Below are 15,185 nucleotides of genomic sequence, written 5' to 3' on the forward strand. Positions count from 1 at the left end.
CGACGGCAGGGGAGCCGATTCACATTACCTCATATTGAAGCGGGAACCGTCGAACAAATTAATATACATGCAATGTAAGGGAAGTCTCGCAAACTGCTCTTAAAAGTTCATGATTTGTTTTAAAATAAGGCGGACAATCCGTGTAGTGTACACTATAGTTGATATCAAGGAGGGATTACGGTGTACGAGTCCAAGAAACATTTAAAAGAAGAAATTCATAAGCGTTATTTGTTACTAGATGGGGAGTTTGACGATATCCCCGATCAGTTTAGAGATGTTCGGGATCAAGACGTAGATCGAACGCCAGGGGAAATCCTTGCTTATCAGCTCGGATGGTTAAACCTGTTGATGAGCTGGGACAGGGATGAGCGCTTGGGAAAAACCGTTGTCACTCCCTCTCCTCATTATAAATGGAACCAACTGGGTGCTCTTTATCAATCTTTTTACGATATGTATTCTTACTTTTCGTTAACTGAGCTTCGCCAAGAATTCAAGAAAGCAGAGGCACAACTTCAGTCTTGGATTGATACGCTCACGGATGAAGAATTATTCACCCAAGGTACTTTGAATTGGACAGGTGAAAACCCGAAGTGGCCTGCTATAAGGTTCATTCACGTCAACTCTGTGGCTCCATTTAAAAACTTCAGGACTAAAATAAGGAAGTGGAAGAAGAATCAACTGGGATGAAAGAGTGTTAACATGAAGAAGTGCATTCAAAAGATACTCAATTTTTCTTATGAAGCTGAAATTAACAATGCTATAAAGTTATCTATATTCACTTCTTTCGAGGCATTTTCCATTTTGTGAAAAGCCCGCGATTGAAACGATGCGGCTATGCAATGTGGTAAAACTTTGCATAAAAAACTTAACATTTTAAAAATCCAGCCGATATGATGGATAAATAACTGCACGCTTCCGGCGTATATGGTATGGTAGCTAGTAAGTATAGGAAAAGGGAGGATATGAATGATCATCGTCACAACAGATACAATCGCGAATCAAAATATCGTCGAAGTCAAAGGGCTTGTCACCAGCAGCATCGTTCAGTCGCGGAATATCGGAAAAGATATTCTGTCAGGATTGAAGTCGGTCATTGGCGGAGAATTAAAAAATTACACCCAAATGCTTGAGGATTCGAAAAAAGCTGTGAGGGAACGGCTCGTGAATCAAGCTGAAGAACTCGGAGCAAACGCGATCGTCGGTCTAAGGTTCGAACTATCTGCAGGCCAGGGTACCTCCGAACTAATCGGATATGGTACGGCTGTTGTAATCGGCTGACGTTCAACCGAAAAACGAAGGCGGCGGCTATCATTGCCGCCTCAGCGGGTCAAGAAGGCTTCCCTGTCTGTTTGGTCTCTTTATGTTTTTGAGTCAGATGGGGATACTTTCTGTAGATGACAAGCGCTATGATCGCCATGTATAAGCCGTAGACACCGATAGAGATCAGCTTGTTTTCACTGAAATTGGCACCTGCGATCGAGACGACGAGAACGTTAGGGATTTTTCCAAGTGTCGAAGCCGCGAAAAAGACAGCCCATTTCACCTTGCTTAATCCGCAGACAATATTCATGACAACGGCGGGGATAACGGGGATCAGTCTGCCCAATAGTACGGCTGTAAAAGCATTTTGGTTAAAATAGGCTTCATATTCGCTCATTTTCGGGTATTTCGTTAAGCGTTTGCGAGCCAAATCTCTGAATCCGTAACGTGAGAGGAAGAACAAGAGCATGGTGCCGAGCATCGACCCTGTCAGCGTGATCAGCACGCCGTCTGCGATTCCGAACAAAGCGCCGTTTAATCCGGCAATGAGCGCAAACGGGACGATCGGGAAAAATACACAGGCCGCCACAAGCAGCATGCTGAATAGCACCGAATAAACGCCTCCGTCCCTGATGACGCCGAGCCAGGAATCTTTGCAGACGAATCCGACCGCGATGATACTTGCCATGATGATGATAGTGAATAGTTTTTTGATCATACCGCTCCCGCTGCCTTTCTTTGTTTTTAGCTTCTATATTTGCAATAAAGCTTCTTCCACGTTTGCCAAAATCTCGTCTGTTTTTGACAGGTTGCAATTGCTGAGCATAATCAGCACTTTTTTCTCGTTTATGTATCGGTTAATCGAGCTGATAAAACCGTGGATTTCTCCATCATGCCATATTTTATACTTGTTTTGATGATTAATAAACCATCCGTATCCGATCGAATTGTTTTGAATGAGTGCCGGAGAAGGGCCTTCGGCTGCAAAAGCCGGTTTTTTGACACAGCTGTAAAGCGCTTCTTTCAAAGCGCCTTTTGTGACAAGCTTTTCAGTGTAAAGCGCCCTGTCCCATAAGTACAAGTCTTCAACGGTTGAATACAGCCCGCTTTCCCCGTAGCCGTATACGATAGGCGCTTTGATCATTTCGCGATTCAGGCATAAGTATCCGACTGTGGGCGAAATATCTTCCGGGGAAGCGAAGAAACCGGAGTTTTTCATGCCTAAAGGGTCAAAGATCAATTCTTGAATGACATCTCCATAAGCTTCATTTGTGATTGTTTCAATGATTTTTGTGAGTAATATGTATCCTGAATTGCTGTAATTAAACCTTTGTCCCGGGCGAAATTCGAGCGGTTTGTCAATAAACCGGCCGATAAATTGGTCTAACGGTGCGCGCTCCAGCTCAATATCGAGCAATTCTTCCTCTAGAAAATCAGGAATTCCGGACGTATGGCTTAATAAATGTTTGATGGTAATGCTGTCGCCGTTCGGATAGCCTTCTAAATAGTTTTGTACCGGATCATCAGTACGAAGCAGCCCCTTTTCTTGCAGCTGCATGACCGCTATGGCTGTGAATTGCTTTGTCAGCGAAGCAATTTGGTAGCGTGTAGACGGTTTATTCTTCACTTTGTCCTTGCAATTAGCATAACCGTATCCTTTCGATAGCAGAATACCGTTTGAGTCTGCCAGCAAAATGCTGCCGTGAAAATGATTGTTGGATGCTTGTTCCATTAAATAATCATCAAGATGTTCCGCTGTATATACCAATAACAACAGTCCTTTCATATCTAATTATGATGAGAAGGAAACGATAAACGATAGTTTTGAAAGGAAATGAAGCAGGAAGCGCGACAAAATAACATTATAAAAATTTTTTTGTATTTACCATCATTTACAGAATAATTTAAACTAAATTTAAAATATGGCAATTTCATGACATCCGTTAAAACGAGTGCTGTTTTGACGGTTGTTTTTTGGTTTAAAACGATTGAAATATAAGTCGGCAGTATCGAAAAGGGGAATAAAGTCGAGTACGGCCTTAAACTAAGGTCTAAAGTTTGGTGTTTTTTTGTGAGAAAAAGGACTATATTAGTATTTTTTAATTTTAATTTAATTTTGAAGGGTTTTTCCTTTATTATCTATAATATGTTGTTTAACATAGTGAAAGAGATTTAAAATCATCGTTACTGTTATGAAGCGAAAAATAACGGGAGGTTAAAAAATGGGCCAAAAACATATCGCGATTTTTAATATTCCCGCTCACGGGCATATTAATCCGACGCTTGCTTTAACGGCAAGCCTTGTCAAACGCGGTTATCGGGTAACATATCCGGTAACGGATGAGTTTGTGAAAGCTGTTGAGGAAACTGGGGCAGAGCCGCTCAACTACCGCTCAACTTTAAATATCGATCCGCAGCAAATTCGGGAGCTGATGAAAAATAAAAAAGATATGACGCAGGCTCCGATGATGTTTATGAAAGAAATGGAGGAGGTTCTTCCTCAGCTTGAAGCGCTTTATGAGAATGACAAGCCTGACCTCATCCTTTTTGACTTTATGGCCATGGCGGGAAAAATGCTGGCTGAGAAGTTTGGAATAGAGGCGGTTCGCCTTTGTTCTACATATGCACAGAACGAACATTTTTCATTCAAATCAATGTCTGAAGAGTTTAAGATCGAGCTCACGCCTGAGCAAGAAGCCGCTTTGAAAAATGCGAATCTTCCGTCATTTAATTTTGAAGAGATGTTCGAACCGGCAAAATTGAACATTGTCTTTATGCCTCGTGCTTTTCAGCCTTACGGCGAAACGTTTGATGAACGGTTCTCTTTTGTCGGTCCTTCTCTAGCCAAACGCAAGTTTCAGGAAAAAGACACGCCGGTTATTTCGGACAGCGGCCGTCCTGTCATGCTGATTTCTTTAGGGACGGCGTTCAATGCCTGGCCGGAATTTTATCATATGTGCATCGAAGCATTCAGGGACACGAAGTGGCAGGTGATCATGGCTGTCGGCACGACAATCGATCCTGAAAGCTTTGACGACATACCTGATAACTTTTCGATTCATCAGCGCGTTCCCCAGCTGGAAATCCTGAAGAAAGCAGAGCTTTTCATCACCCATGGGGGTATGAACAGTACGATGGAAGGATTGAATGCCGGTGTACCGCTTGTTGCCGTCCCGCAAATGCCTGAACAGGAAATCACTGCCCGCCGCGTCGAAGAACTCGGGCTTGGCAAGCATTTGCAGCCGGAGGACACAACAGTTGCTTCATTGCGGGAAGCCGTCTCCCAGACAGACGGTAACCTGGATGTCCTGAAACGCGTAAAGGACATGCAAGAGCACATTAAACAAGCAGGAGGAGCCGAGAAAGCCGCAGATGAAATTGAGTCATTTTTAGCACCGGCAGGAGTGAAATAACCATATGAAGGAACCCGGGAAATCCCCGGGTTTTTTGTTGCAGCCGAAAGGAAGCGGGAAAAGTATACAGAGGCGCTTTTTGAACATACTACCTTCTATTAAATGTATTAAAAAGGAGGAAGTGATTTGTCAAATCAGGGCAATTTCAAAAAAACGATCTCTCTGCTTGACCTGATTTTGATCGGCATGGGAGCGATATTCGGCTCGGCTTGGCTGTTTGCCGTCAGCAATGTCGCTTCAAAAGCCGGGCCCGCGGGAAGCTTTTCGTGGATTATCGGCGGCGTCATTATCCTTTTAATCGGCCTCGTTTATGCCGAGCTGGGAGCTGCTTTGCCGCGGACGGGCGGGATTATCCGCTATCCGGTGTATACCCACGGCCACCTTGTCGGATACTTGATTTCATTTATCACGATCGTTGCCTATACAAGCCTGATTTCAATCGAAGTGACCGCTGTCAGGCAATACGTAGCTTATTGGTTTCCCGGTTTGACGATAAAAGGTTCTGAATCGCCGACGATTATCGGCTGGCTTTTGCAGTTTGTGCTGCTTTGTTTGTTCTTTTTACTCAATTATTGGAGTGTCAAAGCGTTTGCGAAATCAAATTTAATCATTTCGGTTTTTAAGTATTTTGTTCCTTTGACGATCATTGTCGTATTGATATTCCATTTTAAGTCGGCCAACTTTGCGGGAGAATTTGCCCCGTTTGGCTTTGACGGGGTGCAGGCGTCCATTTCGACCGGCGGGGTGATGTTTGCATACCTCGGTCTTCATCCGATCGTTTCGGTCGCCGGTGAAGTGAAAAATCCGCAGCGGAACATCCCGGTCGCTCTGCTGATTTGCATCATTGTTTCGGCTTGCATTTATACGATACTGCAAGTGGTGTTTATCGGAGCCATCCCGACTGATATGCTGAATGACGGCTGGAAAGCGATCGGCAAGGAATTTTCTCTTCCATTCAAAGACATCGCGGTGCTTCTTGGGATGGGCTGGCTTGCCACTCTTGTCGTTCTGGATGCGATCTTATCACCCGGCGGAAACGGCAATATTTTTATGAATACGACGTCGCGCTTGGTTTATGCATGGGCGCGGAACGGCACGTTGTTCAAAGTGTTTGCCAAGGTGAATAAATCGACGGGAATTCCGCGTCCGTCGTTGTGGCTGTCGTTCGCGCTCGCCGTTTTTTGGACGCTTCCTTTTCCGTCTTGGGACGCGCTCGTCAATGTTTGCTCTGTAGCCTTGATTCTTTCCTATGCGATTGCTCCGGTTTCAGCGGCAGCGCTGAATGTGAATGCCAAGCAACTCAACAAGCCTCTGCAAATCAAGGGGATGGCTGTCATTGCTCCTGTCTCCTTCGTATTTGCGTCGTATATCGTCTATTGGTCAGGCTGGAACACCGTGTCATGGCTGCTCGGATCGCAGCTCGTGATGTTTGCCGTTTATTGCGCGTGTAAAAAATATGTTCCCCAAGACGATGTTTCGTTTGCACAGCAGCTTAAATCAAGCTGGTGGATTGTCGGTTATTATGTCATGCTCTTGATTTTGTCGTATCTCGGCTCATTCGGTAATGGCGTGGGCCTATTGAGGACACCGGTCGATTTAATCTTGATCGCAGCAGGATCGATTGCGGTATTTTACTGGGCGAAATATACGGCCCTTCCAAAGGCAGTCATTGATTATGATGAGAAAAAAGAAGAAACCGTTTAAATAAGAATCCCCCGCGTATGGACTGCGGGGGATTCACGTTTTCATTACAGTTGCGGAAGATCTTTAGCTGTTTCGGCAGCTTTGGTATCAACTTGAATTTGTTGAGATAAATTGGCAGGATGGTAATAACCTTTTGACATCATATAGTTTGTGATCTGTTCATGAGTATCAATCGCGTCGTTTAAATACTGCTTAAGCGTTTCACGCACTTCTGGAGAAGATGTTTCTGTGATAGCAGTGGCAATGTTTTTGACACCGGTTTTCGCTGAGATTAAAAAGTCGGTCGCTATCACTTGTTCAGTCATCGCGCCCATTCCTGTCATGTTTTGGATGAATTCGTTCATACGGTTTCACCTCTCATTGACAGCAGTCCTTGCAAATGCTCGATCTGATGCTTTGTTTGGGAAGCATCCCGTTCCAAGATGTCGCGAAGCTCTTGATCCTGCACCATTCCCGTCATTGTTGATGACTTAGTCAGGCAAAGGTTTTTAAACATTAACAGCTCATGCAGTTCCAATGTTTCATGAATCCCATTATTCAATTGCAAACATTCCTTTCAGATTTGTTATTGTGTGAAGGACACATCATTAGTATCAAGGTTCATTAGCGGGATTATTCTGTTTGCTGTTTTACAATAAATTACATGTTGCTGTCAGGCTTTTCTGACGCGAAAGAATTTGGTCAAGAGCCAGGTTCCTTGCGGAAAACTGAGCGTGAGCTGCCAGACACCGCCGCCGCCAAGTCCGTATTCGATGATGAGTTGCAGTTTTTTTCCAATACTGCGTGCGTCTTCAAACCATATGATGTGCCTTCTGCCTTGTTCATCTGTGTATTGGAGAAAAGGGGACTCAGACTTTGTATCATATTGAATCGGTACCTGGTGCTTCATGGCGAGCTGAACGGCGCCTTGGTTGGCGATTCCCGGGTATACGGTACCAGGCTGATAGGGCAGCGTCCAGTTATAGCCGTAAAGCGGAAAGCCGAGAATGATTTTTTCTTTTGGAATATGGCGAAGGGCAAATTGAATCGTCTGCCGGACTTCATTGATCGGAGCGACGGGGCCGGGTTCGCTTGTTCCGTGGTGCCAGTCGTATGCCATGATAAAGACAAGGTCGCTCACTGCGCCGATTCCGCCATAGTCATACCCTTTCAGCCAGGCGATATTTTCATTTGTTTTCGGCGGAACGGCAACCGTCAACACATAACCGGAAGGCTTCAGCCGCTCTTTCAACAGGCGGAGAAAACCTGAAAATAAATCTCTGTCTTCCTCCACAATCTGTTCGAAATCAATATTGACGCCAGCATATCCTTTTCTGGAAATCGTTTGAACAATATTGTCGATGAGTCGGTTTCTTACGTCAGGCTGATTTAATACGCGGTGCGCAAGAGACGGACTAAAGCCTGTTTCTGTCAGATTGGTGACTGTCATGAGGGGAGGAACGCGCCGCCTCCAGGCCGTTTGTACCGCCGGTGAATCATTCAGCTCGCTTAACGATCCGTCGCTTGAAATATGGTATTCAAAAAATGCCAGATATGTGGCGTAGGGGGCAAAATTATGAATCAATTCCTGGTCTAAGCCGGGGTTTCTCAATGTGTAATATCCTAAAGCGGTGATCGGTTTTTTCGGCAATTCCGGAATCGTCACTTTCATCCCCGGCCTCATATTGGCAGGCGTTACAGACGGATTTGCTTTTTGCAATGCTTCGGCGGATACAAACGTCCAGCGGGCGATCGAATCATAATTGTCTCCCTGCTGAACCGTATATGTATAAAGCGGTATTAAAAGAGCCTGTCCGGGGACAATGTTTGTTTCGACCAACCCGTTTGCCAATCGGATCTGGTCAATCGAAATTCCGAACCTGGCACCGATGACAAATAATGAATCTCCCGGCTGAACCGTATAAATAAACAACGGGCACACTTCCTTTTATTCCTCTGTATGTGACAGGGGTTTTATGCTATGTCTATGACCGGAGCTGAAGGATCATGCGCCGATTTTCTCAATCGGAATGGTGAATAGATCCGTGAAGCGGATAATTCTTGACTGATCGATCTAAAAAGTGTATTCTTCAAATAAAGGAGGTGATAAAGGCTTGGGAAGAAGCAAAGAATTCGATACCGCCCTCGTCCTTCATAAAGCAATGGAGGTTTTCGGCCAATTCGGCTATGAAGGCGCATCGATGCAAGAGCTGCTCAGCCGCCTGGGAATTGCCAGGCAAAGTCTGTACAATACATTCGGCACGAAACGGGATCTGTTTATTGCCGCTCTTACAAGATATCTTGATGATAAAAATGCTCAAGTAATCGCCAGGCTTGAAAGCCCCGGCTCAGTGAAGCAATCGGTTCGGCAGATCTTTCAGGAAAGCTTAAACGCTCTGAAAGACCCCGAGCGCTCAAAGGCATGCTATATCATCAACAGTGCAATTGAACAAATTCCCCGTGATCAAGAGGTTGCCGAATACTTTGATAAGCAGACAAAGCAACTGGAAACCGCCTTTTACAAAGCGCTTGTCCGGGCCGAGTCACAGGGGGAACTAAAGAAGGGAGGTCAAGATCTTTCAGCAGTTGCCCGTTTTTTAAATCAAACCCGGCTGTCGCTCACGTTTCAGGCGAAGTTAACGGGGGACTTTGACGCCCTTCAGGATTTGATCGATGTCAGCCTGTCTGTTCTTGATTAAAGAATTTTTTCGTCAAGGAAGATGGGCTGCCGCTCGTTTTTATCACTATTTTTGACCAAGTGGTCAAAAAAGAATGGGGGAAAGAAAATGGCGCATACGATAACCGATGTGATGGAACAATTTTTGCAGTCGATGCTCGAAAAGGATATGGAAAAGTGGATACAGCTTTGGGATCAAGACGCGGTGTTTGAGCATCCATATGCACCGCCAGGTTTTCCTAAAAAACTAGAAGGAAAGTCGGCGATTTACGAATATATAAAGGATTTTCCCGAAAAGATCGATATTGTCCGCTTCACAGCACCCACTATTCATCAAATGGCAAATACGGGCTATGCAGCTGTCGAATTTGAATGTGAAGGCACGGTGTGCGAGACGGGGCTTCCTTATAACCAACAGTACATCAGCCTTGTAAACATGAAAGAGGGCAAAATTGTCCACTACAAAGATTATTGGAATCCTCTGACTGTCATCGAATCGTTCGGGGGACGGCTGCAGACTTTTTAATGACGTAACAAGGAGTGATAAAAGTGGAGAAAAAAATATTGATTACCGGCGGAACCGGCACGACTGGAAGCCGAATCGCCAAACGGCTTGTACGTTTGGGGGCCGGTGTCCGGATCGCAAGCCGGAGAATGCCTGCAATGGCCGGAACGGAACATGTGTATTTTGACTGGAATGATCAAAAAACTTACAGAGACGCATTAAAAAACACGAACTCATTGTATTTGGTTGCGCCTGTCGGTGTATTCGAACCGTCGCCGCTCGTTGTGCCGTTTTTGGAAATGGCAGCGGCATCCGGCGTCCGCCGCATTGTTCTGCTCAGCGCTGCCATTATTGATGAAGACGGACCCGTATTCGGGAAGCTTCATCACGCGGTCAGGCGATATGTTCCTGAATGGACGGTGCTAAAGCCTTCATATTTCATGCAGAATTTTGACCATCAGCATGGCGCTTCGATTCGGAAGAAAAATGAAATCGTCACGGCGTCAGGCAGCGGCAAAGTCGGGTTTATAGAGGCAGACGATATTGCTGAAGTGGCTGTGCGCGCATTGCTTGATCAAAAGCCGCATAATACGAGCCATATCTTGACCGGGCCGGAAGCCTTGAGTTATGCTGAAGCCGCGGCAATCATCGGCAGAGCGGCAGGCCGCGACGTCAGGCATGTCAATGTCGAAGTGTCCGCTTTGAGGGAAAGGTATATAAAAGCAGGATTATCTCCCGATTATGCCGGATTCATGTCGGAACTAGACGAGAAAATCAAGAATGGCAAAGAAAACCGCATCACAGATACAGTGGAACGCATCACGGGAAAAAAACCGCGTTCACTGGCTGATTTCGCCAATGAACACGCCGGACGCTGGCGTCTGCTTTAACCCGTTCCTGAGACTGAACGGTCTTTTCTCTTTATTTTTGACCGTTCAGTCTAATTAGTAGAATGTTTCGTTGATTTCCCATGACTCAACTGTACAGTAGGCCAAGTGAGGGTCCATACCCATGCCCATTAAATAAGCCATTGCCGCTACTTCTTCCATGGCGTGGTGATAGGAAGTGGTTTGCGCTTCATTTAAACCGTAATGAACAAAAGGCGCAACTGTGCACAACGTCTTATGTTTCAAGTGCGGAAACAACGGACATTTGATGTGGTGCACGGCTGCTTCGGCGTGCTGATACTGGGGGATATGCATATGCTGTTCGGGAGCCGGTGTCTGCTGTAAATGTTCTACATTCTCCATTTCTTTTCGTCCTTTCTTGCGCGGATTTTCGTTGTATTCTATGTTCCGCTCATGCCCCGTGTGTTAGACGGCTGTCACGGTTTACCGGTTTTTTAGGCAAATCAACAGACAGAAAGGTCAAATACCGGTAGACTTTAAGCAGGATAAAAAAAGGAGGTATTTTTTATGGCTAAACATCATTTTTACCTTCAGGCAGACTGGCCTGGAAAACGTAACGACATCGGAAGGATTGAAAGCGGGAATTTAAAAACAGAAATTTCAATTCCAAAGGAAATGGACGGTCCGGGGGCAGGGACAAACCCTGACGAAATGCTGCTCGGCGCCGCTGCGACTTGCTATATCATCACGCTTGCAGCCATGATGGAAAGAAGCGGATTGGAAAAAGAGAGCCTGACGATGGAATCCGAGGCTGTTGTCGATGTGACAGGCGGGGTGTTTACGTACGAAAAAATCATTCACAGACCTCTGATCCGCCTTCCGAAAGAAGCGGCGGAAAAAGAGGTCCAACTTGCCGGAAGGCTGGCTGAAAAGGCGGAGACATCCTGTATGATATCAAGGGCGGTTCAGGGCAATGTCGCCATTGAATTAGACCCGAAGATTGTCGTCTCCAAAGCGGATTAGATTTCGATCGTGAGCTGAGCCTTTTGGTCTGCGGCGTCAGCATGCTTTGAATTGAGCAAAAAGACGCCGCAGATGATCAATACAAGCCCAATAAGAGTTTTGAGATTGAATGGCTCCTGAAATATAAAATACCCGATCGCAGCTGTCAAAGCCGTCCCGGTGCCGGCCCAAGTCGCATAAGCCGCAGATAGAGGCAGTGTTTTTAATGAAAAGCTCAGAAACGTAAAAGAAGCCGCAAAACCGATTATGACACCGGCCGCGGGCAGGGGGGCGCTAAAGCCTTCTGACAGCTTCAGCATCGTGCTTCCGAATACTTCGGACAAAATGGCAGCCGCCAAAAAGATCATGCCTTTCATGACATTCTCCTCCTTATGACAGATTGATCAGGACAACGCCTGACACGAGACAAATAATGCCGGCGATATTTCGCCGGTTCAGCTTTTCTTGAAACCACAAGACGCCGATGATTGCAGTCAGAACGGTGCCAGCTCCGCTCCAAGTCGCATAGGAGAGGCTTAGCGGGATGACCTGCAATGTGAGCGACATCATGTAAAATGCGAGACCGTAGCCGATCACTACGAGAACCGACGGCCGCCAGCGCGCGAACCCGTCAGAGATTTTCAGCATGGCGGCTGCCGCCGCTTCTGACAAGATGGCGATCAGCAGAAAAATGTAGCCTGCAATCATATGAAATCCTCCTCTATCAATGTTATTCCATGATTCAAAAGGAGAGCTTTCTCTTCGTCAGCCAGCAGTTCCAATTGAAACAAAAGACTTTGACCATTTGCCAGCGCTCTTTTCACACAACTCACGCTGCGGTTTAAGACATGCTGCCGCAGCAAGGGCGCTTGTACAAAGTTAGTTTTCATTCGAATATCAAAAAACGCAGCCCATAAACGATCTTAAAGTGTTAAAGGTGTATTCCGCAATCGTCATGAGGCCGCTTCAAAGATTTCTTCTTTTTTAGACATAAAAAAAACCCGTATTACTAACCGGTTGGTAAAATCCATCTTAATTGATGCAAAAGTTCTAAGTCAAGAAAAAAGTTATGTAAAAAGGCCCCTGGAAGAGCCTTTATCTGTCAGAAAAAAGGATAGTAAGGATACGGCGGATACGGATATCCCCAAGGGCCGAGAAGCGCTCCGGCAGTAAGTCCGCCCAAAAAACCTCCGAAGAAGGGGCCCGGACCGAAAAACGGACGCGGGCCGAAAAACGGGCGCCCAAAAGGTCCGCCAAAGAAAGGTCTGCCGATGATGCGCTGGTTGTCGTCGCCGTATACAGGAGCGTGCTCGAAATGATTCATAAAAAAATCCCTCCAATAATAAAATGAAACCTGACTAACATCACTGTATTCTGCCCAGCCGTTTTTGCTTGGGCGCCCGTCGTATTTTTTAGTGAAGCCGCCCTTAAAAAGGAGTGAATGAAACATGACGCTGTATCAGTCGGATTGGTCAAAAGCGCCTCCCCATGCCCACGCCTACAGGGCGAGAACATCGACTGCCAATGGCCATTACCACCTAATTGAAGGCTTTTCCCAGCCGGCAAACGGGAGCAATACAGATGGGCACGTTCATTTTTATTCCGGCATCACTTCTTTCGATAAGGGACATTATCACAGGTATTACGCGATTACGGGGCCCGCGATTCCGCGGGCGGACGGCACGCATTATCATGAAATCGGGGGCACGACCTATCTGGCATATTCTGCGGCTCCCCCGATCAGATTTGGCGGAGTCGTGTATGTAAGCGATGGAATAAAGGAGAGGCACCGGCATACTTTTAAGGGTTCCACAAGAGAAATCGTGGGGAATGAGCCGATAGGGTGGTGAGGGAATGTTTGGAAAACAATGAAAACGGGTAAAATGAAATGGGTGTTTTTGAACGTGAAATGGTATAATGGGAGGAGCTTGTTTAAAGAGAGTGATCAGCAGTGAATAAAACGAAACCGCCGGTCATCGTTTTGATCGGACCGACCGCTGTCGGTAAAACAAAATTAAGCGTGATGCTGGCCGAGCATTTGAATGCGGAAATTATCAGCGGAGATTCGATGCAGATTTACAAAAGAATGGATATCGGCACAGCAAAAATTAAAGAAGAAGAAATGAACGGGGTTCCGCATCACTTGATCGATATTAAAGAACCGACGGAATCTTTCTCGGTTGCTGAATATCAGGAGATCGTCAGACAAAAAATCGCAGAGATTGGCAGGCGAGGGAAGCTTCCGATGATTGTGGGGGGGACAGGGCTCTATATCCAGTCTGTCCTTTACGACTATTCATTCACAGAGGAAGCGGGCGACCCTGAGTTCCGAGCGGAGATGGAGGCGCTCTCTGACAAGAGAGGAGCCGAATATGTTCACTGTCTATTGAAAGAGCGCGATCCCGGAGCGGCAAAAGCCATTCATCCAAACAATAAACGAAGGGTCATCAGGGCGCTTGAAATTTTCCATACGACAGGAAAAACGATGTCTGAACATATGGAAGGACAGCGGAAAGAGCTTTTATACACCACGGCTCTCATCGGTTTGACGATGGAGCGGGAAGTGCTGTATGACAGGATCAACAGCCGCGTAGACCAGATGATGGATGAGGGGCTGCTGAATGAAGTGAAACAGCTTTATGATGAAAACATAAGAAATTGCCAGTCTGTTCAGGCCATCGGGTACAAAGAGCTTTATGCGCACCTTGAAGGCAGAGCGTCCTTGGAAGAGGCGGTTGAGACGTTGAAGCGGAATTCGAGACGCTACGCCAAAAGACAGCTGACATGGTTCAGAAATCAAATGGATGTCGCCTGGTATGACATGACGCCCCCTGTCAATATCGAGCAGAAAAAACAGGAAATTTTCACTTACATAGCAGGAAAGCTCGAACTTTAATCGAAACAGTATGGTATAGAGAAACAAGGAGGACCAGAAACATGAAATCGATAAATATTCAAGATCAGTTTTTGAATCAGATTCGGAAAGAAAGTACATTTGTCACGGTCTTTTTACTGAATGGATTTCAGCTGCGCGGACAAGTAAAAGGATTTGACAACTTTACAGTGTTGATTGAATCGGAAGGAAAGCAGCAGCTTATATACAAACATGCCATTTCCACATTTGCACCGCAAAAAAACGTTCAACTCGAACTCGAATAGCGATTTACGGCTAAAAGACCATGCCTGGCATGGTCTTTTCAGATTGCCTGACAAAATCCTGAAACAGTTTACTGTTTTGGGATTTTGTCGTTTTCGAGGCGACTTTACAATCAACTGCGGCCGTTGCCGGTCCGAGCAGGAGTATGGGAATAAAAGGAACGGAGACCAATTGCCTGACATCCTGTCTAAAACGCCGCCGTCATCACGTCCTGTGAAAGACCGAGGCATTCAAATTTACAAAGCGGCATCTAATCGCTAAACTAAGTAGTGTTTACATCAATTCAGTTTGAAAATGAAAAGGAATGAGCGAACAATGAAACCTAAGATCGTCATCAACCATTGGGAAGAGACGTGTGAAGATGATTCCTGCTATGAATACGGCACAAGTATTCTCGTCAACGGAAAAGAACTTGTCAGGGAAGCGTCGATCATGACGGCTGTTCAGTCGGTTCTTAAGGAACTCGGCATCGAAGCCGATATTAAAGAGGTATGCGAGAACAAGTGCTGTGACACTTACAAAAAATAAGCGAAAAAGTCTAGTCTACTAACTCAATTTTTTTCGTGTTATGATAGATTTCGGTTTGTGAGTAGGATGAGCGAACGGCTCTCATTCTACTCATATTTCTTTGGCCTTAGGC

At 45.8% G+C, this 15,185-nt stretch carries 21 protein-coding genes; 12 read left to right on the forward strand and 9 right to left on the reverse strand.

Going from position 1 to position 15,185, the window contains the following annotated elements:
- Positions 1-174: 174 nt before the first annotated feature.
- Both MKZ04_RS04790 and MKZ04_RS04795 read left to right on the forward strand, forming a co-directional pair.
- Entirely contained in the window at positions 175-687 is a 513-nt protein-coding gene (locus MKZ04_RS04790; RefSeq protein WP_341047068.1) for a ClbS/DfsB family four-helix bundle protein, read from the forward strand.
- A gap of 279 nt (positions 688-966) precedes the next feature.
- Positions 967-1,278: a YbjQ family protein gene (locus MKZ04_RS04795; protein WP_003182008.1), complete on the forward strand. Its 312-nt coding sequence runs from the start codon at positions 967-969 to the stop codon at positions 1,276-1,278.
- A gap of 49 nt (positions 1,279-1,327) precedes the next feature.
- Here the strand turns inward: MKZ04_RS04795 and MKZ04_RS04800 are convergent, their stop codons facing one another.
- Positions 1,328-1,978, reverse strand: coding sequence for a TVP38/TMEM64 family protein (locus tag MKZ04_RS04800; RefSeq protein ID WP_020451483.1), 651 nt, complete (start codon positions 1,976-1,978; stop codon positions 1,328-1,330).
- Between the two features lie 33 nt (positions 1,979-2,011).
- Positions 2,012-3,028, reverse strand: coding sequence for a serine hydrolase domain-containing protein (locus MKZ04_RS04805; RefSeq protein ID WP_020451484.1), 1,017 nt, complete (start codon positions 3,026-3,028; stop codon positions 2,012-2,014).
- Between the two features lie 454 nt (positions 3,029-3,482).
- Between MKZ04_RS04805 and yjiC the strand changes: the two genes are divergently transcribed.
- Positions 3,483-4,673 carry a UDP-glycosyltransferase YjiC gene (gene yjiC, locus MKZ04_RS04810; RefSeq protein WP_020451485.1) on the forward strand — a complete coding sequence of 397 codons (1,191 nt, stop codon included), beginning with the start codon at positions 3,483-3,485 and terminating at the stop codon, positions 4,671-4,673.
- A gap of 126 nt (positions 4,674-4,799) precedes the next feature.
- On the forward strand, positions 4,800-6,377 hold the full coding sequence (locus MKZ04_RS04815; protein WP_020451486.1) for an APC family permease: 1,578 nt from the start codon (positions 4,800-4,802) through the stop codon (positions 6,375-6,377).
- 44 nt (positions 6,378-6,421) lie between these two features.
- On the opposite strand, the gene MKZ04_RS04820 is transcribed toward MKZ04_RS04815, so the two are convergent.
- From MKZ04_RS04820 to MKZ04_RS04830, 3 genes are all read right to left on the reverse strand, one after another.
- Entirely contained in the window at positions 6,422-6,721 is a 300-nt protein-coding gene (locus tag MKZ04_RS04820) for a spore coat protein (RefSeq protein ID WP_020451487.1), read from the reverse strand.
- Positions 6,718-6,918, reverse strand: a complete 201-nt coding sequence (locus MKZ04_RS04825; RefSeq protein WP_023857660.1) for a spore coat protein — start codon at positions 6,916-6,918, stop codon at positions 6,718-6,720. Before MKZ04_RS04825 ends, MKZ04_RS04820 begins: the two co-directional genes overlap by 4 nt.
- 111 nt (positions 6,919-7,029) lie before the next feature.
- Positions 7,030-8,289: a glycosyl hydrolase family 18 protein gene (locus MKZ04_RS04830; RefSeq protein WP_341045409.1), complete on the reverse strand. Its 1,260-nt coding sequence runs from the start codon at positions 8,287-8,289 to the stop codon at positions 7,030-7,032.
- Positions 8,290-8,470: 181 nt separating this feature from the next.
- Between MKZ04_RS04830 and MKZ04_RS04835 the strand changes: the two genes are divergently transcribed.
- From MKZ04_RS04835 to MKZ04_RS04845, 3 genes are all read left to right on the forward strand, one after another.
- Positions 8,471-9,055 carry a TetR/AcrR family transcriptional regulator gene (locus MKZ04_RS04835; RefSeq protein WP_020451490.1) on the forward strand — a complete coding sequence of 195 codons (585 nt, stop codon included), beginning with the start codon at positions 8,471-8,473 and terminating at the stop codon, positions 9,053-9,055.
- 87 nt (positions 9,056-9,142) lie between these two features.
- Complete coding sequence (locus tag MKZ04_RS04840; RefSeq protein WP_020451491.1) at positions 9,143-9,559, forward strand: nuclear transport factor 2 family protein; 417 nt, start codon at positions 9,143-9,145, stop codon at positions 9,557-9,559.
- A gap of 17 nt (positions 9,560-9,576) precedes the next feature.
- Positions 9,577-10,428, forward strand: a complete 852-nt coding sequence (locus MKZ04_RS04845) for an NmrA family NAD(P)-binding protein (protein ID WP_025811475.1) — start codon at positions 9,577-9,579, stop codon at positions 10,426-10,428.
- 54 nt (positions 10,429-10,482) lie between these two features.
- Here the strand turns inward: MKZ04_RS04845 and MKZ04_RS04850 are convergent, their stop codons facing one another.
- Positions 10,483-10,788 carry a hypothetical protein gene (locus tag MKZ04_RS04850; RefSeq protein ID WP_020451493.1) on the reverse strand — a complete coding sequence of 102 codons (306 nt, stop codon included), beginning with the start codon at positions 10,786-10,788 and terminating at the stop codon, positions 10,483-10,485.
- 165 nt (positions 10,789-10,953) lie between these two features.
- Between MKZ04_RS04850 and MKZ04_RS04855 the strand changes: the two genes are divergently transcribed.
- Positions 10,954-11,409, forward strand: a complete 456-nt coding sequence (locus tag MKZ04_RS04855; RefSeq protein WP_020451494.1) for an OsmC family protein — start codon at positions 10,954-10,956, stop codon at positions 11,407-11,409.
- Here the strand turns inward: MKZ04_RS04855 and erbB are convergent.
- The 3 genes from erbB to MKZ04_RS04870 all read right to left on the reverse strand — a co-directional run bounded on the left by erbB (position 11,406) and on the right by MKZ04_RS04870 (position 12,712).
- Positions 11,406-11,765, reverse strand: a complete 360-nt coding sequence (gene erbB / locus MKZ04_RS04860; protein ID WP_020451495.1) for an SMR family multidrug efflux transporter EbrB — start codon at positions 11,763-11,765, stop codon at positions 11,406-11,408. The genes MKZ04_RS04855 and erbB overlap by 4 nt on opposite strands.
- A gap of 13 nt (positions 11,766-11,778) precedes the next feature.
- Positions 11,779-12,117: an SMR family multidrug efflux transporter EbrA gene (gene erbA / locus MKZ04_RS04865; protein ID WP_080131392.1), complete on the reverse strand. Its 339-nt coding sequence runs from the start codon at positions 12,115-12,117 to the stop codon at positions 11,779-11,781.
- 373 nt (positions 12,118-12,490) lie between these two features.
- Positions 12,491-12,712: a hypothetical protein gene (locus MKZ04_RS04870; RefSeq protein WP_020451497.1), complete on the reverse strand. Its 222-nt coding sequence runs from the start codon at positions 12,710-12,712 to the stop codon at positions 12,491-12,493.
- 124 nt (positions 12,713-12,836) lie between these two features.
- Between MKZ04_RS04870 and MKZ04_RS04875 the strand changes: the two genes are divergently transcribed.
- From MKZ04_RS04875 to MKZ04_RS04890, 4 genes are all read left to right on the forward strand, one after another.
- Positions 12,837-13,238, forward strand: coding sequence for a YmaF family protein (locus MKZ04_RS04875; RefSeq protein WP_020451498.1), 402 nt, complete (start codon positions 12,837-12,839; stop codon positions 13,236-13,238).
- Positions 13,239-13,339: 101 nt separating this feature from the next.
- Positions 13,340-14,284, forward strand: coding sequence for a tRNA (adenosine(37)-N6)-dimethylallyltransferase MiaA (gene miaA / locus MKZ04_RS04880; RefSeq protein WP_020451499.1), 945 nt, complete (start codon positions 13,340-13,342; stop codon positions 14,282-14,284).
- Between the two features lie 41 nt (positions 14,285-14,325).
- On the forward strand, positions 14,326-14,547 hold the full coding sequence (gene hfq / locus MKZ04_RS04885) for an RNA chaperone Hfq (protein ID WP_020451500.1): 222 nt from the start codon (positions 14,326-14,328) through the stop codon (positions 14,545-14,547).
- 313 nt (positions 14,548-14,860) lie between these two features.
- On the forward strand, positions 14,861-15,073 hold the full coding sequence (locus tag MKZ04_RS04890) for a hypothetical protein (RefSeq protein WP_020451502.1): 213 nt from the start codon (positions 14,861-14,863) through the stop codon (positions 15,071-15,073).
- Positions 15,074-15,185: the final 112 nt, after the last annotated feature.

The organism is Bacillus sp. FSL W7-1354, from assembly GCF_038002405.1.
Classification (GTDB): domain Bacteria; phylum Bacillota; class Bacilli; order Bacillales; family Bacillaceae; genus Bacillus; species Bacillus paralicheniformis.